Genomic DNA, 23,251 nt, shown 5'->3' with positions numbered 1-23,251 from the left:
CGAATCCCTTCACTCTTCCCCATCTGGTCTTAGGGGGAACGGGACGCCGCCAGACGCCGCGGCGTAGTGCCCCGCTGCACCAGATCCACCGATCGGTTGATGCGAGATTCAACCGCGCTAGCGATGTGGGAACCCCCTGCTCACGGCCACACTTAGAGTCATGTTCGTAGGAATCAGAGAAATCAAAGGCGCCCTGGGCCGCTTCAGCCTCATCGTCGGCGTGGTCGGGCTGATCACGCTGCTCGTGGTCATGCTGACCGGGCTCACGGCCGGCCTGGGCAAGCAAAACACCTCCGCGCTCGAAGCGCTCGACCCCCAATCCGTCACCTTCAGCAACATGGATGACCCGTCGTACTCCACCTCGCGCATCGCGCTTGGCGACGTCCCGGCGGGCGCCACGCCCCTGGGCACCGGCCAGACAATGCTCACCACCGCTGACGACACCGAAATCTCCGCCGCGGTACTCGGCCTGCCGAAGGGCACCGCGCTCCCCACCGGCGGAGTCATGGGCGACGAGGCCGTCGCCTCCGCCTCGCTCGGATTAACCGACGGTGACGAGGTCGGCGTCGGCGGGGCGTCGATAAGCGTCGGCGAGGTCGCGGACGACCTCTACTACTCCCACTCCCCCGTCCTGTGGGTGCCCACCGAGACGTGGCAGGCCGCGATGCACACCGACGCCGCCGGAACCGTGCTGCTGAACAGCGACGACTCCGGCATCACCCTGGGGCAGTCGTTCAACGCGCTGCCCGCCTACGGATCGGAGCAGGGCTCACTGAAACTCATCCAGGGTTTCCTCTACGCCATCGCGGCGCTGGTCACCATCGCCTTCCTGACCGTGTGGACCATCCAGCGCACCCGCGACCTGTCCATCCTGCGCGCCCTCGGCGCGTCCAGCTCCTACCTGCGCAAGGACGCCCTCGGGCAGGCCGCGCTCATCCTCGCCATCGGCGTGATCGGCGGAGGCGTCCTCGCCCTCGGCCTCGGTGCGATTGCCGCGCAGGTAGCACCGTTTTCCCTCAACGTGATCACCGTCGTCGCCCCGCCGCTCGCCCTGTGGGTGCTCGGCATGGCCGGCGCCTGGCTGGCCACCAGCTCCATTACCAAGATCGACCCGCAGCAAGCACTCGGAGGTATCGCTTAAATGCTCACCATGACCGACGTCACCGTCACCTTCCCCGACGGCGAACGCACCCTCACCGCCCTAGACAACATCTCCTTCGCCGCCGACCCTGGCCATCTGACCTTCATCGTCGGTGAGTCCGGCTCCGGAAAATCCACCCTGCTCTCCGCCGCGGCGGGCCTGATCATCCCGGATTCCGGCGAGGTGCTTGTGGGCGGATCCCCCGTGAACGACAAGGTCCGGCTGGACAAGATCGGCATGATCTTCCAGCAGGCCAACCTGATCAAGGCCCTCAACGTGCGCGAGCAGCTGCTGGTGACCGACCACATGCGCGGCATCAAACCCCGCGCTGGGCGCGCCGACGAACTGCTCGAGACCGTGGGCCTGGGCGGCCTCGGCGAGCGCCGCATCGAGCAGCTCTCCGGCGGCCAGCGGCAGCGCGTCGGCATCGCCCGCGCGCTGATGGGTCAGCCCCCGCTCATTCTTGCCGACGAACCCACCGCCGCCCTGGACTCCGAGCGCAGCCACGAAATTGTCGCGCTGCTGCGCACACTGGTCGAGGAAAACAACATCGCCGGCGCCTTTGTCACCCACGACCGCTCCCTCATTTCGGAGCGCGACAGAGTGGTGGAAGTCAAAGACGGCCGCGTCACCGCTCTCGTCGGGGCGCCGGTGAGCTAGTGGAAGATGACCTGCGCGTTATCCGCACCCGTGCAGGTCACAATCCCGACGCCGTTATCCGCGCAATCCATGGAGTAGGACTTCCCGGTAGTCGGACTGTGGGCGGTGACTGTCTTAGGAAGGTAATCGCGGATGTTCTCGAGACTGGATACGCCCGACGTCAGCTCAGCAATGACGTTGTGGGCGAACGGACAGCTGGTGTTGGCGTTTACCGCCAATTCGGAAATGCCCCATCCGTCGCCGACTGCACAGATGGTGACTGCCTGGCCGTTGAAGTTAGCGGTGGTGCTCTGCTCCTGCGCCGCCGCGGCGGTCGAGGACGCCGAGCTGGAGGAAACGGGACTCGTGGCCGACGCTGGCGTAGGCGTTGGCGCCACCGTCGTGAGCGTCGAGGTGACGGTTACCTGCGTCGGCTCCGTGGACTCCGTTGTGGTTGAGCAAGAAGTTACAGCGAGGGCGGCGGCGCACAGCGCGCCCGCAACTCGGGAGCTACGCATTGTCAACGTCCTTACAATCGAGACTATCGAGGCCGGATACCCCAAGCCTATCGGGTGCGCGCCCGTCTCACCGCAGAATCGGTCGCGACCACAGAGCAAGCACCGCTCCCGCGGCCGCGGCGAGAACAGCCGTGCTCAGCAGCGTTCCTGCGAGCACTCCCCCGTCGACGGCCACCGCTCCCAGCGCAGAGCCGGCGGCGATGCCGACTTGGAAGGTGACCACGTACAAGGCCGAGGCCCGGTCCTGGTTCGCTCCGCCCGCGAAGAGGAAGACCGTGGTCGCCACCGTGGGCAGCGCCCCGGCGCCGACACCGAAGACCACGATGAAGGCCACGGTGAAGGCCACGGTGAGCCCGGAGGCGGACGCCCCCTCGAAGCTCAGGGCGAGAAGCCCGATACCTGCGGCAACGACCATCAGGGCCGTGGGCGCCACGTTGAGGCGGATCATCCGCCGGTCCACGCGGCGCCCGGCCCACAGCACGCCGACAATTCCCACGACGCCGTACAGCGACAGGCCCGCCGCCACCCACGCCGGACCCGCCGTACGCTCCACGATCAGCCCGAGGTAGGTATACGTGGTAAACAGCGCGGTGACCGCCAGCGTCAAAAACACCACCAGGGACGGGAGCGCGGAGCGCTGCCCTTCCGCCCGCCCGGCACCGTCCGCAGGCACCGCCGCCATGTGCGGCAGGGACACCTGCAGAACCACGAACGCGGCCACGACCAGGGCACCGAGAATCCAGGTTGTCTGCCGCCAGCCGATCATCGCGCCGAAGAACGTCGCTAGCGGGGATCCCACGATGAGCGCCATGGTGGAGCCCAGCGACACCGTCGCCACGGCGCGTCCGGTCTGCCCGGGCCCCGCCAGGCGCGCGGCCATCGGGTTGACCAGCGACCAGAACAGCCCGTGGGTCAGCGCCGCTGCGACGCGGGCGAGCACCAGCATGGCGTAGTTCACCGCAGTCGCCTGCGCAACGACCCCGATGAGCAGGAACACAAGCGTGGACATGAACAGCGGCGTGCGGTCGAAACGCCGTGTCACGTGCGTCAACGGGATGGTCACCACGGCCACGACGCCCGCGTACACGGTCATGAGCAGGCCGATCCGCCCCTCGGTCACCCCGAGATCCGCCGCCATCGGCAAGATCAGCCCGACGGCGAACATCTCGAAAGTGACGTAAACGAACGCCGCGAAACTCATCGCGGACAGCGGAACCAGGGGGAATCTCACCCGATCAATCTAGCCGTCGCCGCCCGAACGTGCCCGGCGATGACGCTTGCCGACGTCTGCGCCTCGCCCCACGGCGTCTCCGCCGCCAGCCGGGCCGCCATTCCGTGAATGCAGATGGACGCGGCCAGCCCGTCCGTGGCGCGCTGCGGGTCCTGCGCCCCATCGTGCGCCATGCGCGCCCCGATGATTCCGGCCAGCACGTCGCCGGAACCGGGCGTGGCCGCCCAAGAGTTGCCCGCGTCGATAATCTCCGCGGAACCGCTCCCGTGGGCCACGATGGTCGCCCGGCCCTTGCGCACCACCGTGCACTGCAGCGCGGAAGCCAGCTCACGCGCCTCGGCGAGCCGGTTGGATTCGCCCAGCTCCAGCGCTTCACGCAGCCGCGCGAATTCCCCATCGTGGGGCGTGATGATAGTGGGGGTCTCCCTGCGTTGCACGAGATCACGCAGGTGGGTGTGCTGTTCCAACAACGTGAGCCCGTCGGCGTCGATAAGCACGGGCAAGTCCTGGCCCAGCACCCACTCCAGTTCGCGGCTGGCCGCGTCGTCCGCGCCCGCGCCGGGGCCGAACACCCACGCCTGGACGCGGCCCGCCTGGTCCAGGGTCTCGGCTGCCACGACCTCCGGGTGGGCGCGCACCACTTCGAGGGCCTGCGGGCCCGCGTAGCGCACCATGCCCGGGGTCGCCGTCACCGCGCCCGCGGTGCACAGGACCGCCGCGCCCGGGTACGAGCCGCTGCCCGCGCGGATGCCCACGACTCCCCCGGTGTACTTGTCGTCGTTGAAACCCGGCTCCGGGTTCGGCACCGCGGCGGGGCCAAGGGCGCTGATCCCCTCCGGCCACGCGCGATCCGTGCCCGACGCCCGGTAGATCGGCGTGCCGTCGAAAAGCCGCAGCTGGTCGTGCAGGCAAGTCGACGCGGTGCCAATGTCGGCGAGCAGCTGGATGCCGCACTCCGGGGCCAGAGCGTGGGCGAGACGCCAGCCTCCGAAGGTGACGGTCACGTCCGCGGTTACGTGGTTGCCCCCGCGCTGGCCGGTGTCCGCGTCGATTCCGCTGGGCACGTCGACGGACAGCACTGTTGCATCCTCAGTCGCGCGCAAGATGCGCGCCGGAAGGTCACCTGCGCCGCCGAGGCCGAGGACACCGTCTATGACCAGGGCGTACTCCCCCTCAGGCGCCTCAACCACCGTGCCGCCCGCATTGCGGAACGCGGTAAGTGCGCGTTCGTGAGCCGTGCCGAACACCGGCCAGGCGTCGACCTCGCGGCCGGACATGGCCAGCTCGGCGGCGGCGTAGAGGGCGTCCCCGCCGTTGCCACCCTTGCCCGCGAGGACGAGCACTCGGCCGGGCAGACCCATAGACTCCGCGACCTGGGCCACGGCGTGAGCCGCCGACTGCATCAGCTCGTCCGGGTGTTCCTGGGCGTCCAGCAGCGGCTGCTCCGCCGCCCTAATCTGCTGCGCTGTGTAAGCCAGATTCTGCATGACTTTCACTGTAGTTATAGTTTACTGCTGGCACCCAGGGCACCAAAACAGGTTGCGGCCCTCCACCGTGCGCACTGCCACGGGACTGCCGCACACGAAGCACGGCTCGCCGGCTCGCCGGTAGACATAGACCTCGCCGCCGTGATCGTCCTTGCGCGGGTCGCGTCCCATCGCCTCCGGGGTGTGCTCGTCGCGCACCGTGTCGATGCGGCCGTGCTCAACCCCGTAGCGCATCAGCTCCACCAGGTCAGACCACACGGCATCGAACTCGGCGCGTCCCAGCTGGTTGCCGGGCAGGAAGGGGGAGATGCCCTGGCGGAACAACGCCTCGGCGCGGTAGATGTTGCCCACGCCGGCGAACAGCTTCTGGTCCATCATGAGCGAGCCAATTGCGCGTTTCGACGCCCGCACCCGCGCGTACAGGTCCTCCGGCACGGCGTCGTCACGCAGGGGGTCGTGCCCCGTGCGGTCGATGATGCCCTGCATCTCGGCGGGGGAGACATAGCGGCAAAACTGCGGCCCGCGCAGGTTGGCGGCCTCGTCCCCCGTCACGAGGCGCAAGCGGATCTGCCCCCACACGTCGGCGGCCGGTTCGAAGCGCAGGCTGCCGATGAGACCTAAGTGGATGTAGATGATGTGCCCGGTGGAAAACTCGAGGAAGAGGTGCTTGCCGTGGGCTTCGGCGAGCGTGAGCACGGAGGCGTCGACAAGCGAGGGCTCGAACCTGCCCTGCGGCGAGGAAACAGCCAACGGCCCGCCGCGGAACCTCGAATTCAGGTGCGCGGCGAGCCGGTGAATCACGTGACCTTCAGGCATCCGCCCGATTCTACTGGTCGTTTACTGGTCGGTTACTGGTCGATGGCTTCCGCGGTGACCACGATGCCGTCGGCGTCGGCGTAGAGGAAGTGGCCCGGGTAGAAGACCACGCCGCCGAAGGACACCTGGACGTTGAGCTCGCCGGCGCCGTCCTTGGCGGACTTGCGCGGGTTGGTGCCCAGCGCCTTGCAGCCGAACGGCATCTTCGCCACCTCGGCGGAATCACGAATCGCGCCGTTGATGACAACCCCGGCCCAGCCGTTGTCCACACCCGCCTGGGCGATCATGTCGCCCATGAGCGCCGTGTGCAGGCCGCCGTGGCCGTCGATGACAAGCACGCGGCCGTTGCCGGGGGAGTTGAGCGTCTTCTTCACCAGGCCGTTGTCTTGGAAGCACTTGATGGTGGCAATCTCACCGCAGAACGCGGTGTTGCCGCCGTAGTTGAAGAACTGGGTGTCGCAGCTTGCCAGCTGCTCTTGGTCACCGTAGAGGTCGGCGATGTCAGCCGTAGCCATGGGGGAAGGCATCTCGGGGGTCTCCTTATCAAGCGGGATTGTGGGTAGACGAAAGAGGGGAAACCTTGTCCCAAGGCTTCCCCTCTCTCACGTGCTAGTTCGTGCTGGGTGCTAGAACTGAGCTTCCTCGGTGGAGCCCTTCAGGGCTGCGGTGGAGGTGTTCGGGTCGACGGTGGTGGCGATGGTGTCGAAGTAGCCGGCGCCCACCTCGCGCTGGTGCTTGACGGCGGTGAAGCCGCGCTCCTCGGCAGCCTGGAACTCGCGGTTCTGCAGGTCGACGAAGGCGGTCATGCCCTCGCGAGCGTAGCCGTGAGCCAGGTCGAACATGCCGTAGTTGAGGGAGTGGAAGCCAGCCAGGGTGATGAACTGGAAGGCGAAGCCCATCGCGCCGAGCTCCTTCTGGAACTTCGCGATCTCCTCGGGGGAGAGGTGCTTGGACCAGTTGAAGGACGGCGAGCAGTTGTAGGCGAGCAGCTGATCCGGGAACTCAGCCTTGACCGCCTCGGAGAACTTCTTGGCCAGCTCGAGGTCCGGGGTTCCGGTCTCCATCCAGATGAGGTCGGCGTACGGAGCGTAGCTCTTCGCGCGGGCGATGCAGGGCTCGATGCCGTTCTTGACGTAGTAGTAGCCCTCAGCGGACTTCTCGCCGGTCAGGAACTGCTGGTCGCGCTCGTCGACGTCGGAGGTGATCAGGGTAGCTGCCTCAGCGTCGGTGCGGGCGATGACGACGGTCGGGGTGTTGGCGACGTCGGCAGCCAGGCGAGCGGAGGTCAGGGTGCGGATGTGCTGCTGGGTCGGGATGAGGACCTTGCCGCCGAGGTGGCCGCACTTCTTCTCGGAAGCGAGCTGATCCTCCCAGTGGGTGCCGGCGGCACCGGCAGCGATCATGGCCTTCTGCAGCTCATAGACGTTCAGAGCGCCGCCGAAGCCGGCCTCGCCGTCAGCGACGACCGGGACAACCCAGTTGTCGACGGAGCCGTCGCCCTCGACGCGGGCGATCTCGTCGGCGCGCAGCATCGCGTTGTTGACGCGGCGGACAACGTTGGGAACGGAGTTGGCCGGGTACAGGGACTGGTCCGGGTAGGTGTGGCCGGAGAGGTTGGCGTCACCTGCGACCTGCCAGCCGGAGAGGTAAATGGCCTTCAGGCCGCCGCGCACCTGCTGCACGGCCTGGTTACCGGTGAGAGCGCCGAGGGCGTGGATGTACTTGCCGTCGCCCTGGTTGACGCCCTCCCACAGGATCTCCGCGCCGCGCTTAGCCAGGGTGTGCTCCTCGACGACGGTGCCCTGGAGCTGCTCAACCTGCTCCGCGGTGTAGTCGCGCTGAACGCCCGCCCAACGGGGGTTCTCGTCCCAGTCCTTCTGGATCTCGGCTGCGGTACGTACCTTGCCTGTGTTGGTGGTCATGCATGCCCCTTTCATGGGAAAATCGTGCGTCTGCTTGCCAATCCCGCCTGCTGTGAACTGTGACACTGGGCGGGTGACATTGTTACCAGTATTGCTACGGGGGTGATCTGCGTCAACATCTCGAGCGTTGTTAGTTTTCGCACGGGGGGGCGGGCCAGATCAGTTAATATTGCAAAGATTCCCCCCTAGTGCGAGCCCGGGGTCTACCGTGTAACTCCAGTTAGAGCGCCTTTTGCCAGGCCCTGCGGGGGAAACTTTCAGGGGGGAGAAAGCCCTCGCCGACAGGGGAGCGGGCTGTTAAACCCAAAAACATCGGGGGTAATCCAGGGTTGCTAACCCACCCATCCCGTGACTTCCGTGATCGGCCTCACTAATCTCGAGTTACACGTTGGAAGCAACACCGAAAGGATAAAGTTTTTATGACCTCCACGACTGAGCCCCCCTTTGCGGGTTTCGAGGACAACACCGAACGCGTAGAGGTGGCGGGCCTGCAGGTGGCTAAACCGCTGTACGACTTTGTCACTAACTCTCTGCTTCCCGAGATTGGCTTCGACGCAGATAAGTTCTGGCAGGAAGCCGCCAGCTACTTCGCCGATCTCACGCCGAAGAACAAGCAGCTGCTCGAGCGCCGCGACGACCTGCAGCGCCAGATGGACGAGTACTACCGCGCTAACCCGGGCCAGCCGGACCCGGCGGAGCACGAGAAGTTCCTCCGCCAGATCGGCTACATGGTGGATCAGCCGCACGGAACGCAGATCCGCACCGAGAACGTCGACCCGGAGTTCTCCGAGGTGGCCGGCCCGCAGCTCGTGGTGCCCATCACCAACGCCCGCTTCGCCATTAACGCGGCGAACGCCCGCTTCGGCTCGCTGTACGACGCGCTGTACGGAACGGACGTCATCTCCGAGGAGGGCGGCGCGGAGCCGGGCAAGGGTTACAACCCCGTGCGCGGCGACAAGGTGATCGCGTGGGCGCGCGACTTCTTGGATAAGGCCGTCCCGCTCGAGGGTGCCAGCCACGCCGATGTGGAGAAGTACTCGGTGTCCGGCGGCTCCTTCGCCGCCACGGTCAACGGCACCGAGGTCGCGCTCGCCAACCCCGATGTATACGTCGGCTACCAGGGCGACGTGAACAACCCCGAGGCGATTCTTCTGCGCAACAACGGCCTGCACATCCTCATCCAGATCGACCCGGAGCACCCCGTCGGCAAGGGCGACAAGGCGCACGTCAAGGACGTCGTGCTCGAGGCCGCCGTGAGCTCGATCATGGACTTCGAGGACTCTTCCGCCGCCGTCGACGGCGCCGACAAGGCCGCCGCGTACGCCACCTGGTTCGGCCTGAACAAGGGCGATATTTCGGAGACCGTGACCAAGGGCGACAAGTCGTTTGAGCGCACCCAGGAAGACGACCTCTTCTACACCGCGAAGGACGGCGGCGAGGTCCGCCTGCACGGCCGCGCCATGATGCTGTGCCGCAACGTCGGCCACCTCATGACCACCCCGGCCATCCTCGTCGACGGCGAGGAGGTCCCGGAGGGCCTGCTCGACGGCCTGATCACCGTCGCCTCCGCGATCCCGGGCATCCGCGAGGACAACCCGCACCGCAACTCCCGCACCGGGTCGATGTACATCGTCAAACCCAAGCAGCACGGCCCGGAGGAGGTCGCCTTCACCAACGAGATCTTCGATCGCGTGGAGAAGATCCTCAGCCTGCCGCAGTACACCGTCAAGGTCGGCGTCATGGATGAGGAGCGCCGCACCACGGTGAACCTCGACGCCTGCATCGACGCCGCCGCCGATCGCCTGGTGTTCATCAACACCGGCTTCCTCGACCGCACGGGCGATGAGATCCACACCTCGATGTACGCGGGGCCGTTCGTCCGCAAGGCCGGCCTGCAGACCGCAGCGTGGAAGCAGGCTTACGAGAACAACAACGTCGACGCCGGCATCGAACACGGCCTGCCGGGCCGCGCCCAGATCGGCAAGGGCATGTGGGCCGAGACCGAACACATGGCGGCCATGCTGGAGAAGAAGATCGGCCAGCCGAAGGAAGGAGCGAACACCGCGTGGGTGCCGTCGCCGACGGGCGCCACCCTGCACGCCACCCACTACCACCAGGTGGACGTTTTCGCCGTCCAGGAGGAGCTGCGCAACGCCGGCCGCCGCGAGAGCCTGCTCGACATCCTCACCGTGCCGGTCGCCGAGGGCGACATCTGGACGGAGGAGGAAAAGCGCGAGGAGCTGGACAACAACTGCCAGTCCATCCTGGGGTACGTGGTGCGCTGGGTGGAGCAGGGCGTCGGCTGCTCGAAGGTCCCGGACATCCACAACGTCGACCTGATGGAGGACCGCGCCACCCTGCGCATCTCCTCCCAGATTCTGGCGAACTGGCTGGTCCACGGCGTGGTTACCGAGGACCAGGTTGTCGAGTCGCTCGAGCGCATGGCCAAGGTCGTCGACGAGCAGAACGCGGGTGACCCGAACTACCTGCCCATGGCCGCCGACTACGACCAGTCCATCGGTTTCCAGGCCGCGAAGGATCTCATCCTCAAGGGCACCGAGTCGCCGTCGGGCTACACCGAGCCGATCCTGCACGCGAAGCGTCGCGAGTTCAAGCACGTGCACGGCATCGCGTAAGAAGGACCGCGCAGGAATTGAACCACCCTCACCCCGCCCTACGACGAATGTCACACGGGCGGGGTAGGGGTGTTCGCGCGTGTACGCGCTAGACTCAAGAGGCGTTATTTCTTTCACGTGACAGAAAGGCGTCCGCATGCCGTACACACAAGGCTTCGACCGCGAGAAGTACATTGAAATGCAGTCCGAGCACATCAGCGCCCGCCGCGCCGAAATCGGAGGGAAGCTCTACCTGGAGATGGGCGGCAAGCTTTTCGACGACCACCATGCGTCCCGCGTCCTTCCCGGCTTCACCCCCGACAACAAGATCGCCATGCTGGAGCGCATCAAGGATGAGGTCGAGATCATGGTGTGCGTCAACGCCGCCGACATCGTGCGGCAGAAAGTCCGCGCCGACCTCGGCATCACCTACGAGGACGACGTGCTGCGCCTGGTCGACGTATTCCGCGAGCGCGGCTTCCTGGTGGAAAACGTGGTTGTCACCCAGCTCGAGCCCGGCAACGCCCCGGCCGAGGCGTTCGTCGAGCGCCTCGAGCGCCTGGGACTCAAGGTGTCGCGCCACCGGGTCATCCCCGGGTACCCGAACGACACGGCGCGGATCGTCTCCGACGAAGGTTTCGGGCTCAACGAGTACGCGGAGACGAGCCGGGACCTCATTGTCATGACCGCGCCGGGCCCGGGCTCCGGCAAGCTGGCCACGTGCCTGTCGCAGGTCTACCACGAGCACAAGCGCGGTATCCCCGCCGGTTACGCCAAGTTTGAGACGTTTCCCATCTGGAACCTGCCGCTGTCGCACCCGGTCAACCTCGCCTACGAGGCCGCTACCGCGGATCTGGATGACATCAACGTCATCGACCAGTACCACCTCGAGGCCTACGGGGAGAAGGTGTCCAGCTACAACCGCGACATCGAGGTCTTCCCGCTGCTCAAATCGCTGCTCAAGGAGGTGACCGGGGAGGAGCCGTACCAGTCGCCCACGGACATGGGTGTGAACATGGCGGGCTACTGCATTTCGGACGACGCGGCCTGCCGCCACGCGGCGGAGCAGGAAATTATCCGCCGCTACCTCAAAGAGCTTGTCGACGAGCGCCGTACCGACCGCGACTCGACCTTCTCCGACCGCATCTCCAACGTGATGCGCAAAGCGGAGTGCACGGTGTCCATGCGCACCGTGGTGGCGCCGGCGCTCGAGGTGGCGGAGGCGACGGGCAACCCCGGTGCCGCGCTGGAGCTACCCAGCGGGGAGATCGTCACGGGCAAGACGTCGGACCTGCTCGGCCCGTCCGCCGCGGTGCTGCTCAATGCACTCAAAAAGCTGGCCCACATCGACGACGACGTCCACCTGCTCTCGCCGGACTCGATCGAGCCGATCCAGTCGCTCAAGACCACCTATCTCGGCTCTGCCAACCCGCGCCTGCACACGGACGAAGTGCTGATCGCCCTGTCCGCCTCGGCCGCCCGCAACCCCGACGCCGCCCGCGCGCTGGAGCAGCTGCCGCAGCTTCGCGGCTGCGACGCGCACACCACCACCATCCTCGGGTCCGTGGACGAAGGCATCTTCCGCAACCTCGGTGTGCTGGTCACCTCCGAGCCGAAGTACTGGAAGAAGGCGCTCTACCACAAGAAATAGGCGCGGAAATGGGTAGGCTCGGGCCCATGAAACTAGAGTTCACCCCCGAAGACACCGTCCTTGCCGTCGTCGCCCACCCCGATGACATGGAGTACGGCGCGTCGGTGGCCGTCGCAAAGTGGGCGAGTGAGGGGATAGAGGTCAACTACCTTCTGCTCACCCACGGCGAGGCCGGCATCTCGGGGATGGAGCCCGCGCAGACCGCGCAGGTGCGGGCGAAGGAGCAGCGCGACGCCTGCGATCAGGTGGGGGTGCGGGAGCTCACTCTGCTGGACTTCCCCGACGGCCTGCTCGAGCACGGCCTCGAGCTGCGCAAGGCGATCGCCGGCTACAACCGCCGGCTGAAGCCTTCCATCCAGAACTTCGACGTGATGGCGCCTTGGGGGCTCAACCAGGCGGATCACCACGCGGCGGGGCTGGCCACTGTGGACGCGGCGCGCGATGCGGGCAACGAGTGGCTCTTCCCGGAGCTGGGGGAGAAGCACCAGGCGAAAACACTGCTCATTGCCAACCACCCCGAGCCGACCTGCGGCGTGGAGGTCAGCGAGCGCGACATCGCCCGCGGTATCTCCAGTCTGCGGTCGCACCGGCAGTACCTCGAGGTTCTGCCGGACCACGCGAGCCGCGAGGAAATCGTCCGCGGGGCGGCTGAGCAGGGCGGAGAGGTGGCGGGTACGCGGTACGCGATCACGTTTGCGTCCCGTCAGCTATAAATGAAAAAGAGGAGTACCATTTCAGGCATGGACATCAAAAACGTTACAGTACTCGGCGCCGGCGTTCTCGGCGCACAGATCGCACTCGTTACAGCTTTCCGCGGATTCAACGTCGTCTCCTGGGACATCAACGATGATGCCCTCGCGGCGGCGGCGAAGCGCTTCGACGCCTTCGGCGCCCGGATTGTGGCCGACCTCGACGACGCCACTGAGGAGTCGATGACCGAGGGTCGCGCACGCCTGACCCAGACCACCGACCTCGAGGAGGCCGTGCGCGGGGCAGACCTCATCATTGAGGCTGTGCCCGAAAACATCGACATCAAGCGAGACGTGCTCGGGCGCGCCAGCGCGGCGGCGTCGGATGCGACCATCTTCGCCACCAACACCTCGACACTTCTCCCCAGCGAGTTCGCGGACGCCGTTTCCTCTCCGGAGCGGTTCCTGGCGCTTCACTTCGCCAACAACATCTGGATCCAGAACACGGCCGAGATCATGCCTCACGCCGGCACGGACCTGAAGTATGTGGACGTCCTCTTCGACTTCGCTGAGCGGATCGGCATGGTGCCCGTGAAGCTGAAGAAGGAGCAGCCCGGTTACATCCTCAACACCCTTCTCGTGCCGTGGCTGAAGGCTGGCCAGTACCTGCTGGCCAACGAGATCGCCGAGCCGGCCGACATCGACCGGGACTGGCGCAACTCCACGGGATCGCCCAGGGGCCCGTTCGAGATCATGGACATCGTCGGCCTGCGCACGGTTCTCGCCGTGGGCCAGGCACAGGGGAACAAGGAGGAGTGGCAGGACAAGTTCTCCTCCATCCTCGAGGAAATGATCGCCGCGGGCCACATCGGCGTCGAGTCCGGGCAGGGCTTCTACACCTACGACAAGTAGGGCTGAAGGACTAGCTCGCACCATGCCCTAGGATCAGGGTATGACGAGCAAGATCCTCCTGTACTACAAGTTCCAGCCCATCGCGGATCCGGACGCTGTCCGGCTGTGGCAGCGGGACTTGTGCGAGGGGCTGGGCCTTCACGGCCGCATCGTCGTGTCCAAGGACGGAATCAATGGCACGGTGGGCGGCCCTATTGACGCGTGCAAAACCTACGCCAGGAAGACCAAGGAGTACTTCCGGGGCATGGAGTTCAAGTGGTCTGAGGGCGGCAAGGACGACTTCCCCAAGCTCAGCGTCAAGGCGCGCGAGGAGATCGTCTCCTTCGGTGTCCCCGGGGAGCTGAAAGTGGACGAGCACGGGGTCGTCGGCGGAGGCACCCACCTCTCGCCTGAGCAGGTTAACGCGCTCGTGGCCAACAGGGGAGACGAGGTGGTGTTCTTCGACGGACGCAACGCCCGCGAGGCCGAAATCGGCAAATTCAGAAACGCCGTGGTGCCTGACGTGGAGACGACCCACGACTTTATCGGGGAGCTGGAATCCGGGAAGTACGACTGGATGAAGGACAAGCCCGTGGTGTCATACTGCACAGGCGGCATCCGCTGCGAGGTCCTCTCCAGTCTGATGATCAACCGGGGGTTTACAGAGGTCTACCAGATCGACGGCGGAATCGTCCGCTACGGCGAGAAGTTCGGCAACTCCGGCCTGTGGGAAGGCTCCCTGTACGTCTTCGACAAGCGCATGCACACCGAGTTCGGGGCGCCAGACGACCCCGATTACGTGCAGCTGGGGCACTGCGCGCACTGCGGCGAGGCGACGAACGACTTCCACAACTGCGCGAACGAGCCGCACTGCCGCAGCCAGTACCTTAGTTGCCCGAACTGCCGTGAGCGCAACCCCTACTGCGCGGAATGCACCGCGGCGGGGGCTGGGGCGGGGTCTGGGGCGGGGGAAGCGGCCGAGAGCGCCTAGGCGGTATCGACGGCGATGAGGCCGATTGTCACCGTGAGCCACCACATGGTGAAGGGGACAAGCGGCAGCCAGAAGACGCCCATCCACGGCACCCAGCGCTCGTAGCGGTTGAGTTTGCGCACCATAATCACGGCGCACCCCAATAGCCCCGAGACGGGCGGAATGGAGGACAGGATCGCCCACCACATCCTCCAGCTTTCGGTGCAGAGCCAGGCGCCGCTGTCGGGGGTGCAGAGCGGTCCGCCCTGGAGCCGGGAGGCGAGCGCGATGGCGAAAGCAACGACAAAGGTGATAAGAACCGTCGCCGCGGCATAGGCGATGGCCTGGCGTGTCGACGCCCGGTTGCGGCGGTCCACCTCTACCGGATCGGGACCGGCGGCGAGGTCGTCGAAGGATTTCGGTTCCGGCGGAACACGGTTGTATCGGTCGGTGGGCGAGGGGCGGAGGTTTTCGGGGTGGTCCCCGGGCTGGCTGTCGTGCATGGTCCCCACCCTAGGCACTCGCGTACGGGAAGATCAGCGCGGGGGCCGGGACGTGGCGCAGGAATTTCCCCGGGTGCGCCTTGCCGAACACCCACTTGAGCTGGGTTGTCGGCCGCACCGCCAGGCACGCCAGGTCTCCCTTCTTCCACTTGACGGAGTGCACGGCCTTCTTCCAGCCGTGGTCGACGGCAACGGCTACCTCGACTACGAGTCCGTCGTCGGCGGGCGGGTCGAGGGCGTGCGCGGCGTCGATGACGGCGTCCCGGGCGTGGTCGAGCTTCCCGAGCGCGGATTCGTACCATTGGGCGGACGTGTTCGGGGTGTCGAGGCTCGCGTCGAGGTCAGAGCCGGTCAGGGTATCTGGCGAGATGGCGATGAGCCGGATCGGCACACCGATGCGCCGCGCGAGAGCGGTCGCCTCCCACAGGCCGGCGTTGCGCTCGAGACCGTTGCGCCCGGGGAAGATGTAGTTAACCCGCGTCACGCCTTTCTTGGACAGCTTCAGATTCTGCGGCACGATCAGAAGGGGTTTCGTGGTCGACTCGAGCAGCGAATCAACCAGCGACGACACGAGGAGCGTCCCCTTCGGCTTCCTCGCCCGAGACCCGAGAAGAATCATGTGTGCGTCCAACTCGTCCGCGGCTCGGGTCAGCGAGGAGCTTTCGCTTGTCGACGCCATCATGCGCGCCGGCTCGAGCGCCCACATTTCCTCTTCCACGTACTCTTCGAGCGCGGTGCGCGCCGTGGCGGCAAACGCCTCCGACTGGTCGCGGAGCAATTTCTTGAACTTCTTGCCCGTGGCCGGTGTCGACGACGCCCACGTCGCTGGAGCCACAACCTGGACAGCCAAAGGCACGGATTTGCCTAGCCAGCCCGCGAGCTGAAGCACTTCGTCGTTCGAACCGCCGTTAGCCCCGTGCCAGGCGGCGGTGACGCGCAGCGGGTCGCTCAAGGGGTTATCCCATGGTGTAGTCGAAGTGAGAGGTCGAAGTGACATGCGGGTTACTTTAGATTGACGTAAAGGTGACCCCCATACTAACCGCTCAGTCGGTCGAGCCTGAATTGTGCCCGTTGACGTATTTTTCTGCCAGGACGTTGACTATGTCCGCCAGCTCGTCGAGCCGCTGTAGATCTGCCTCGGGAAGGGCGCCCAGCATATCGCCCAGGTACTTCGTGCGCTCATCGCCGACGCGGTTCAACTCCGCCTCGCCCTCCCGGGTAATCCCGACGCTCACCCCCCGCCGGTCCGACTCGTCGCGGATGCGCTGCACGAGCCCGCGCTTTTCCAACTGGTTGATCGTGTTGGACGCGGTGGGCATGCGTACGCCCTCGGCCTCGGCGAGCCGGTTGATGCGCGACGGCCCGTCGTCCTTCAGCCGGGTCATGATGGACAGCTGCGGGCCGGTGAGGTCGGACTGGTGGGCGTTGCGGAAGTACATGACGTACAAACTCGTCATGGCGGGCCGGACACGTTGCGCGATGGCGTGCGGGTCCGGCGAGCCTGAGGGGTTTGCGTCTGCGGGTTCATTCTGTGCCATGCGTTCCTCGAGTTATATTCTGCAAACTAACTGTCCGTAAACACTAGCACTTTCCCCGGTCGGTATCATCGGCGGTGTGTTCGCTTACACCAGGGAAGTCTCGCACGAGTGGCTCAGGCGCACGCTGCTGCGGGAGTTTCACGCCGGCCGGGTGCCGGTGGACGAGGTCTGCGACGCCGACTTCCTCTTGCGGGCGGCGGCGGAGTACCACGGCCACGATGCGCCTCGGCCCTGTCCCATCTGCGGTAAAACGATGCGTGAGGTCTCATGGGTCTACGGCGACAACCTGGGCAGGCGCTCGGGCACGGCCCGGAGCGAGGAGGAAATCGGGCGCCTCGTTGATGAGGTGGGCCCCATTACGGTCCACGTCGTAGAGGTATGCCCGCACTGCCGCTGGAACTACCTCCTGCGGGAAGTCACAGCTGCACCAGTAGTGTGATTTTGTGTCGGAAGCAGTAGTCTGTCCTCAAGCAATTTCAGCAAGTTACCGATCACTAGCCAGTAAGAAGCGCGCAGGGAATTCACGTGTCAGAAAATGAACAGAGTGTGGCTGGCAGCACCCGCAAGACCGGTGCAGGTTCCAACCGCAGTCAAGCAACCGCGAAGATGAGCTCCCGCACCCGGCAATGGCTTCTCGCCGCGGTGCTTTTCATCCTCCTCCTCGCAGCAGTGCCGGCCACCTGGTTCACCTGGCAGTACGCCCGGGCCGAGATCCCCCAGCCCGGGGAGATCGATACCGCGCAGATTTCCAACATCTACTTCTCCGACGGCGTGACCGAGCTCGCGCGGACTGTCCCGGCGGAGGGAAACCGGGTGCAGATTCCTCTGGAGGAGGTCCCGGAGCACGTGCAGAATGCCGTGCTGGCGGCAGAGGACCGCGACTTCTGGACAAACTCGGGTTTCTCCTTCACAGGTTTCGCCCGCGCAGCATTAGGCCAGCTCACCGGCAACCCGTCGGCGGGCGGCGGCTCCACCATCACGCAGCAGTACGTGAAGAACGCACTCGTGGGTAATGAGCATTCGTACGAGCGCAAGGCGAAAGAGCTCGTCTACTCCATCAAGATGACCAATCAGTGGGACAAAGAAGACATTCTCGCCGCCTACCTCAACACCGTCTATTTCGGACGCAATGCCTACGGCATCGAGGCGGCCGCGCACGCTTTCTTTGACAAGCCCGCCAGCGAGCTCACCGTGGAAGAGGCCGGCGTGCTGGCCGCGTCCATCCAGCTTCCCAGCCAGCTCGACCCCTGGGTCAACCCCGACGCGGCGCAGGCCCGCTGGAACTACGTGATGGACGGTCTCGTGGAAATGGGCGAGGTGACGCCGCAGGAGCGCGGCACCCTCCAGTACCCCGAGACACGTGACCCGTCGACCTACTCCGCGTACACAGAGGCGACCGGCGCGAACGGCCTGATCAAGAACCAGGTCATGGAGGAGCTGAAATCCATCGGCATTACCGAGGAGGACGTCACCAACCGCGGCCTGCAGATCACCACCACCATTGACGCTCAGATCCAGGCGGAGGCCGAGCGGGTGTCCCGCCAGCGCCTGTCAACCTTGCAGGACGACGCCCGAGCGGCACTCGTGTCCATCGAGCCCCAGACCGGTGCCGTCCGCGCCTACTACGGCGGCGACGACGCCAGCGGCTGGGATTACGCCAACGCCGGGTTGCAGACGGGCTCCACCTTCAAGATTTTCGCCCTCGCCGCGGCTCTGCAGCAGGGCATTCCGTTGACCGCCACCTTCGATGCCTCGCCCGTGACCTTGCCGGGCAACAACGTCGTCACCAACTGGGACGGCGGCGGCAGCGGAAGAATCACCATGCTGGACGCGACTAAAACGTCCTCCAACACGGCGTTCCTGCGCATCCAAGACGAGCTGGACAACACCACCCAGGACACCGCAGACATGGCGCACGCACTCGGCGTCGCCCGGTCGATCCCGGGCATCCCGGAGACACTTCGGGAAAACGGCGGCCAGCCGTACGAGGGCATCGTGCTCGGCCAATACCAATCGCGCGTTGTGGACATAGCCACCGCAATGGCCACCTTGGCCAACCGGGGATCGCACCACCCGACGTACTTTGTCCAGCACGTCGAGGACGCCAAGGGCGAGGTCCTGTTCGAGATGGACAACTCCTACGTCGAGCGCGGCGTCGCCCAGCAGGTCGCGGACAACGTCAACGAGGCGCTGCAGACCGTAGTGCGCTACGCCAACGCCACCCTCGCCGGCGGCCGCCCCGCAGCAGGCAAGACGGGCACCTCTCAGCTCGGCGACACCGGCAACAACAAGGATGCGTGGATGGTCGGCGCCACCCCGCAGTTGGCTACCGCCGTGTGGGTGGGAACAGCGGACAATACGTCAGCCATCTTCAACGAGTGGGGCGGGAACATGTACGGCTCCGCGACACCGGCCAAGATCTGGAAAGACGTGATGGACTCCGCCCACCAGGGCAAGGAGGTGATCGACTTCCCCACCGCAACACCCGTCTACTGGGGTATCAATCCCTACAGTGGCGGCAGCGGGCTGGGCGGGTCGAGTTGGTCCGGCGGGTACTCCACGGGCTACGGAAGTGGCAACGGGTACGGATACGGTGGCGGTTACAGCTCCGGCACCGGATCCAACACCGGCACGGGCACCGACGGGGGCGCGGCCAGCACCCCGGCTCCCGCCCCGGCACCGGCCCCCGCGCCGGCTCCTCCACCCGCCCCGGCGCCGGCGCCCGCGCCGGTCCCCGCGCCGACGGTGCCCGACCCGGTGCAGGACTTTCTGAACGACGTTCTGGGGTAGCGTCAAGGCGTGAAGAACTCGAGCCAGACGACGACCCCGGCCGGCCGTGCCAGGTGGGCTCACCCGGATGACCGCGTGCAGCCTGGCCGGACCGAACCACTCGCTTTCGGGTGGGTGAATTTCCTCGGGGGGCCGATGGGCCGTTTCGCGCCGATCGGCCAATCCCGCTTCTGGTCCCCCCTGCGGGCCATCGTGGCGGTCGCGTGGGTTTTCCTGGGCCTCGGCGCCCTAGCCAAGGCGAACTGCGCCGGAGGCACGCCCGATGAAAGCGGAGTCCTTCAGCTGAACTGGGGCGGCAACCGCCAGTACACGTCGTTTTGCTACAACGACATCGTTCCGCTCTACAGCGGCCGCGGCTTGGACCAGCCCGGGTTCGCCTACGACTACTCCTGGGTTGAGGGAGGCCTCACCCGCTACATGGAGTACCCGGTGCTGGCCGGCATCTTCCAGAACGTGATGGGGTTTATTGCCCGCAACACGTATTTCCTGGTGGACGCGTTGCTGCCGGAGCCGGGCTGGTACTTCTACCTCACCGCGCTGGTGATGGCGGTGCTGTGGGTCATCACCGCGCGCATGGTCGCGGAACTCGCCGGTAACCGGATCTGGGACACACTGCTCGTGGCGGCCTCACCCCTGGTCATCATGCACGCGTTCACCAACTGGGACATTCCCTCGGTTTTCTTCCTCGTGGCCGCGCTGCTGGCCGCGCGCAACGAGAGGTTCGCGCTCGCCGGCGCGCTCATCGGTCTCGGGACAGCCTTCAAGCTGTGGCCGCTGTTCGCGCTCGGCGCCTACCTCGTTCTGGCGATCAGGACGAAGCGGTGGGAGCCATTGCTCACCATGGTGGCCGCGGCCGTGGTGACGTGGGTGGCAGTCAATCTCCCCGTGTATCTCCGCTCCCCCGAGGCGTGGTCGGAGTTCCAACGCCTGAACACCGAACGATCGTGGGAATGGACAACCATTTACGCGGTGGCCTCCCGCGCGTTCGGGTGGACTGGGTTCGACTCGGGCGGGGGCACTCCGGAGATTCTGAACACTGTGACGCTTCTGCTGTTTATCGCAGGGTGCGCGTTCACCGCGGTGATCGGCCTAATCGCCCCGCGCGACCCGCGGGTGGCCGAGATCCTATTTCTCACGGTCGCGTTCTTCCTGCTTTTCAACAAGGTGTGGAGCCCGCAGTACTCCCTCTGGCTCGTGATTCCCGCGGTTCTCGCGCTGCCCCACTGGCGTCTGCTGGCGACGTGGATGACCGTGGACATGCTCGTCTGGCCCATCCTCATGTGGCACATGCTGGGGACGGAGAACAAGGGGTTGCCCGGGGAGTTCCTCAACGTCGTCGTCATCGCCCGCGACGGCTTCATTATCGCGATGATGGTGCTCGTCGTCGCGCAGATGCTGGGGCGGCGTCGCGATAAGGTGCTCGAGGCGCACAACGGGTTCGACCCCCTGTTGACCCGGCCCGAGCAGTGGCGAGCAACCGGAGCTCAGCCGTGACGGGACCGACGATCATCGGGATCGGCTCCATCATCATCGGTTTCGCGCTGATTGCAGCCGCATTCCTTGCGGTGGCGCGGTGGCGCCGGACGGGGTTGGCCGTGGGTCTGGGGATCGCGGCCTTCTTCTTCGTTACCGTGATCCCGGTGATTCTCGCGGTGTTCGTGGCGGCACCCAACCCTGGTATTTCCTGAGTTTCACACATTAGGTGGGTTGAGTACGTGCCCGAACAACGAAAGAGGACACATGAAGATCTCGAAAATGCCCGCCGCCGCAATGGTCGCCGCCGCCGCCATGAGTACTCTGGCCGCCTGCGGAACCGAAACGGAAACGGCAACTCCGGAAACCGTGACAGTCACTGAATCTCAGGACGCGGGAGACCAGGACGTGGCGGCACAGCCAACGGACCAGCGCGAGGAGAAGCAGGCCGCACAGCTTCCGGCGTCGGTAAGCGGATACACCGACGAGGCGCGCAACGAGCTTGCCGACAAAGGCGTGACCGAAGCCGACGTCGAGCGCGCCCTCGAGGCCGCCAACAACAACGAGGCCGGGGTCTCCGTGGAGTGGGATGACGACGGGTACTACGAGATCGAGTTCCAGGACATCGAGATCGACATCCGCCCCGACGGCACCGTGACTGAGGTCGACCGCTAGGACGCCGCCCGCCGGCGTGCGGACGTCGACAAGCATTTTGCCCCACCACCTGCGTGTTGTAGGCTGGTGGGGTTGCTTGACGCAACGACCCTCCTGCCATCGCCGACCGGCGGTGGCCGAAACCATTAACAGACCATAGGAGGTGATGAGGTCCGTGCGTCACTACGAAGTAATGATTATCCTCGATCCGCAGCAGGATGAACGCACCGTTGCCCCGTCCCTGGATAAGTTCCTGGAGACCGTCCGCAAGGACAACGGCACGGTAGAGAAGGTTGATGTGTGGGGTAAGCGCCGTCTTGCCTACCCGATCAACAAGAAGGAAGAGGGCATCTACGCGGTGATCAACCTTGATTGCGCCGCAGAGACCGTCGCTGAGCTTGACCGCGTCCTGAACCTGAACGAAGGCGTTCTCCGCACCAAGGTTCTCCGCACCGACAAGTAAGAGCGGATAGGCTCGTTACCACAACGGACCACTTCTTCGAAAGGCTCAACGAACATGGCACAGGGAGACACCCCCATCACCGTTGTCGGCAACCTTGTCGCCGACCCGGAACTGCGTTTCACCCCCAGCGGTGCCGCAGTGGCAAATTTCCGCATCGCCTCCACCCCGCGCACGTTTAACCGTGACACCAACCAGTGGGAGGACGGCGAAGCCCTGTTCTTGACCTGCAACGTCTGGCGCCAAGCCGCCGAGAACGTCGCGGAATCCCTGAGCAAGGGGATGCGCGTGATTGTCAACGGCCGCCTGAAGCAACGCTCCTACCAAACCCGCGAAGGTGAGAACCGCACGGTGTTCGAAGTCGAAGTCGACGAGGTCGGCCCCTCCCTGAAGTACGCGACAGCCAACGTTTCCCGGACCCCGCGTGAGGGCGGCTCCGGAAGCTACGGCGGCAACCAGGGCGGAGGCAACCAGGGCGGCTACGGCGGCGGGAACCAGGGTGGGTACTCCGGTGGGAACCCCGGCCAGCAGGCTCCGGCCAACCGGGGCGGCAACCAGCAGCCGCAGAATGATCCGTGGAACTCCGCGCCGCCGGCCGGCGGCTTCGGCGGGATGGATGACGAGCCCCCGTTCTAAACGCTTGAACCCCGTTTACACATCACCATTTTTCAACTCTAGGAAGGTTAGGATTCATGAAACTGATCCTCACCGCTGCCGTTGACAACCTTGGCGAGCCCGGCGATATCGTCGAGGTCAAGGGTGGCTACGGACGCAACTTCCTGCTCCCGCGCGGGCTCGCAATCCCGGCCACCCGCGGCGCAGAGAAGCAGATCGAAGATATCAAGCGCGCACAGGCTGAGCGTCAGGTGCGCGACCTCGACCACGCCAAGGAGCTGCGCGACCAGCTCGACCAGCTCACCGGCGTGCAGGTCAAAGTCCGCACTTCCGAGGCAGGCAAGCTGTTCGGCTCCGTGCAGGCTGCAGACATCGCCGACGCCGTCAAGGCGGCCGGCGGCCCGACCCTGGACAAGCGTCGCATCGACGTGCCGAAGGGTCTCGTGACCAAGACCGGCGGATACCAGGTCAAGGTCAACCTCCACGATGACGTGGAGGGCAAGGTGAACTTCCAGGTCGTCAGCGCGTAACACACCGCTTGACGGCGACCGCGCACCGCGGTCCAACGACAACAGCATCCGGCGCGGGCCCCACTTGTGAGGAGTGGGGCCCGCGCTGTGTCATGAGCACGCGCCGGGCACCTAATCC

The 23,251-nt window shown here is 65.7% G+C and carries 24 protein-coding genes; 15 read left to right on the top strand and 9 right to left on the bottom strand.

Annotation, left to right across the window (positions count from 1 at the left end; genetic code table 11):
* The first annotated feature begins 160 nt into the window (after positions 1-160).
* Positions 161-1,141 carry an FtsX-like permease family protein gene (locus tag BLS40_RS07700; RefSeq protein ID WP_092150872.1) on the top strand — a complete coding sequence of 327 codons (981 nt, stop codon included), beginning with the start codon at positions 161-163 and terminating at the stop codon, positions 1,139-1,141.
* Complete coding sequence (locus tag BLS40_RS07695) at positions 1,142-1,801, top strand: ABC transporter ATP-binding protein (protein WP_092150868.1); 660 nt, start codon at positions 1,142-1,144, stop codon at positions 1,799-1,801.
* Here the strand turns inward: BLS40_RS07695 and BLS40_RS07690 are convergent.
* From BLS40_RS07690 to aceA, 6 genes are all read right to left on the bottom strand, one after another.
* The gene (locus BLS40_RS07690) at positions 1,798-2,298 is read right to left on the bottom strand and encodes a hypothetical protein (protein WP_092150865.1); all 501 of its coding nucleotides are present in this window, start codon (positions 2,296-2,298) and stop codon (positions 1,798-1,800) included. The two genes, BLS40_RS07695 and BLS40_RS07690, sit on opposite strands and share 4 nt — an antisense overlap.
* Positions 2,299-2,365: 67 nt before the next feature.
* Positions 2,366-3,499 (bottom strand): MFS transporter, encoded by a 1,134-nt coding sequence (locus tag BLS40_RS07685; protein WP_092150862.1) that lies wholly within the window; start codon positions 3,497-3,499, stop codon positions 2,366-2,368.
* Positions 3,500-3,525: 26 nt separating this feature from the next.
* On the bottom strand, positions 3,526-5,016 hold the full coding sequence (locus BLS40_RS07680) for an NAD(P)H-hydrate dehydratase (protein ID WP_092150858.1): 1,491 nt from the start codon (positions 5,014-5,016) through the stop codon (positions 3,526-3,528).
* A gap of 21 nt (positions 5,017-5,037) precedes the next feature.
* Positions 5,038-5,832 (bottom strand): Fpg/Nei family DNA glycosylase, encoded by a 795-nt coding sequence (locus BLS40_RS07675; protein ID WP_092150855.1) that lies wholly within the window; start codon positions 5,830-5,832, stop codon positions 5,038-5,040.
* Positions 5,833-5,864: 32 nt separating this feature from the next.
* A complete protein-coding gene (gene rraA / locus BLS40_RS07670; protein ID WP_231908422.1) occupies positions 5,865-6,347 on the bottom strand; it encodes a ribonuclease E activity regulator RraA in 483 nt (160 codons plus the stop codon).
* 111 nt (positions 6,348-6,458) lie between these two features.
* Complete coding sequence (gene aceA / locus BLS40_RS07665; protein ID WP_092150849.1) at positions 6,459-7,754, bottom strand: isocitrate lyase; 1,296 nt, start codon at positions 7,752-7,754, stop codon at positions 6,459-6,461.
* A gap of 419 nt (positions 7,755-8,173) precedes the next feature.
* Here aceA and BLS40_RS07660 point away from each other — a divergent pair, with 419 nt between their 5' ends.
* From BLS40_RS07660 to trhO, 5 genes are all read left to right on the top strand, one after another.
* Positions 8,174-10,390, top strand: coding sequence for a malate synthase G (locus BLS40_RS07660; protein ID WP_092150846.1), 2,217 nt, complete (start codon positions 8,174-8,176; stop codon positions 10,388-10,390).
* Positions 10,391-10,526: 136 nt separating this feature from the next.
* Positions 10,527-12,020: a DUF1846 domain-containing protein gene (locus tag BLS40_RS07655; protein WP_092150843.1), complete on the top strand. Its 1,494-nt coding sequence runs from the start codon at positions 10,527-10,529 to the stop codon at positions 12,018-12,020.
* A gap of 26 nt (positions 12,021-12,046) precedes the next feature.
* Complete coding sequence (locus BLS40_RS07650) at positions 12,047-12,733, top strand: PIG-L deacetylase family protein (RefSeq protein WP_092150840.1); 687 nt, start codon at positions 12,047-12,049, stop codon at positions 12,731-12,733.
* Positions 12,734-13,621 carry a 3-hydroxyacyl-CoA dehydrogenase gene (locus BLS40_RS07645; protein WP_092150837.1) on the top strand — a complete coding sequence of 296 codons (888 nt, stop codon included), beginning with the start codon at positions 12,734-12,736 and terminating at the stop codon, positions 13,619-13,621. It abuts the gene before it with no gap.
* Positions 13,622-13,661: 40 nt separating this feature from the next.
* Positions 13,662-14,591 (top strand): oxygen-dependent tRNA uridine(34) hydroxylase TrhO, encoded by a 930-nt coding sequence (gene trhO / locus BLS40_RS07640; protein WP_092150834.1) that lies wholly within the window; start codon positions 13,662-13,664, stop codon positions 14,589-14,591.
* Here the strand turns inward: trhO and BLS40_RS07635 are convergent.
* Genes BLS40_RS07635 through BLS40_RS07625 form a run of 3 tightly spaced genes read right to left on the bottom strand, consistent with a single transcriptional unit; the run spans position 14,588 to position 16,611 of the window.
* A complete protein-coding gene (locus BLS40_RS07635) occupies positions 14,588-15,073 on the bottom strand; it encodes a hypothetical protein (protein WP_092150832.1) in 486 nt (161 codons plus the stop codon). The genes trhO and BLS40_RS07635 overlap by 4 nt on opposite strands.
* 10 nt (positions 15,074-15,083) lie before the next feature.
* The gene (locus BLS40_RS07630; RefSeq protein WP_092150829.1) at positions 15,084-16,070 is read right to left on the bottom strand and encodes a universal stress protein; all 987 of its coding nucleotides are present in this window, start codon (positions 16,068-16,070) and stop codon (positions 15,084-15,086) included.
* Between the two features lie 46 nt (positions 16,071-16,116).
* Positions 16,117-16,611 (bottom strand): MarR family winged helix-turn-helix transcriptional regulator, encoded by a 495-nt coding sequence (locus tag BLS40_RS07625; protein WP_092150826.1) that lies wholly within the window; start codon positions 16,609-16,611, stop codon positions 16,117-16,119.
* 76 nt (positions 16,612-16,687) lie between these two features.
* On the opposite strand from BLS40_RS07625, the gene BLS40_RS07620 reads away from it, so the two are divergent.
* The 8 genes from BLS40_RS07620 to rplI all read left to right on the top strand — a co-directional run bounded on the left by BLS40_RS07620 (position 16,688) and on the right by rplI (position 23,133).
* Positions 16,688-17,050 (top strand): DUF5318 family protein, encoded by a 363-nt coding sequence (locus BLS40_RS07620; RefSeq protein WP_092150823.1) that lies wholly within the window; start codon positions 16,688-16,690, stop codon positions 17,048-17,050.
* Between the two features lie 167 nt (positions 17,051-17,217).
* Positions 17,218-19,401 (top strand): transglycosylase domain-containing protein, encoded by a 2,184-nt coding sequence (locus BLS40_RS07615; protein WP_092152229.1) that lies wholly within the window; start codon positions 17,218-17,220, stop codon positions 19,399-19,401.
* Between the two features lie 135 nt (positions 19,402-19,536).
* Positions 19,537-20,895 (top strand): glycosyltransferase family 87 protein, encoded by a 1,359-nt coding sequence (locus BLS40_RS07610; protein ID WP_331710859.1) that lies wholly within the window; start codon positions 19,537-19,539, stop codon positions 20,893-20,895.
* Positions 20,892-21,089: a hypothetical protein gene (locus BLS40_RS07605; protein WP_092150817.1), complete on the top strand. Its 198-nt coding sequence runs from the start codon at positions 20,892-20,894 to the stop codon at positions 21,087-21,089. Before BLS40_RS07610 ends, BLS40_RS07605 begins: the two co-directional genes overlap by 4 nt.
* A 52-nt stretch (positions 21,090-21,141) precedes the next feature.
* A complete protein-coding gene (locus BLS40_RS07600) occupies positions 21,142-21,549 on the top strand; it encodes a hypothetical protein (RefSeq protein WP_092150814.1) in 408 nt (135 codons plus the stop codon).
* Positions 21,550-21,703: 154 nt separating this feature from the next.
* Positions 21,704-21,991: a 30S ribosomal protein S6 gene (gene rpsF, locus BLS40_RS07595; RefSeq protein WP_172808052.1), complete on the top strand. Its 288-nt coding sequence runs from the start codon at positions 21,704-21,706 to the stop codon at positions 21,989-21,991.
* Positions 21,992-22,045: 54 nt separating this feature from the next.
* Positions 22,046-22,624, top strand: a complete 579-nt coding sequence (locus BLS40_RS07590; RefSeq protein WP_092150811.1) for a single-stranded DNA-binding protein — start codon at positions 22,046-22,048, stop codon at positions 22,622-22,624.
* 56 nt (positions 22,625-22,680) lie between these two features.
* A complete protein-coding gene (rplI, locus tag BLS40_RS07585) occupies positions 22,681-23,133 on the top strand; it encodes a 50S ribosomal protein L9 (protein WP_092150808.1) in 453 nt (150 codons plus the stop codon).
* Positions 23,134-23,251: the final 118 nt, after the last annotated feature.

Source organism: Corynebacterium mycetoides, from assembly GCF_900103625.1.
GTDB classification, from domain to species: Bacteria; Actinomycetota; Actinomycetes; order Mycobacteriales; family Mycobacteriaceae; genus Corynebacterium; species Corynebacterium mycetoides.
This window is presented reverse-complemented; position numbering and strand designations above follow the sequence as displayed.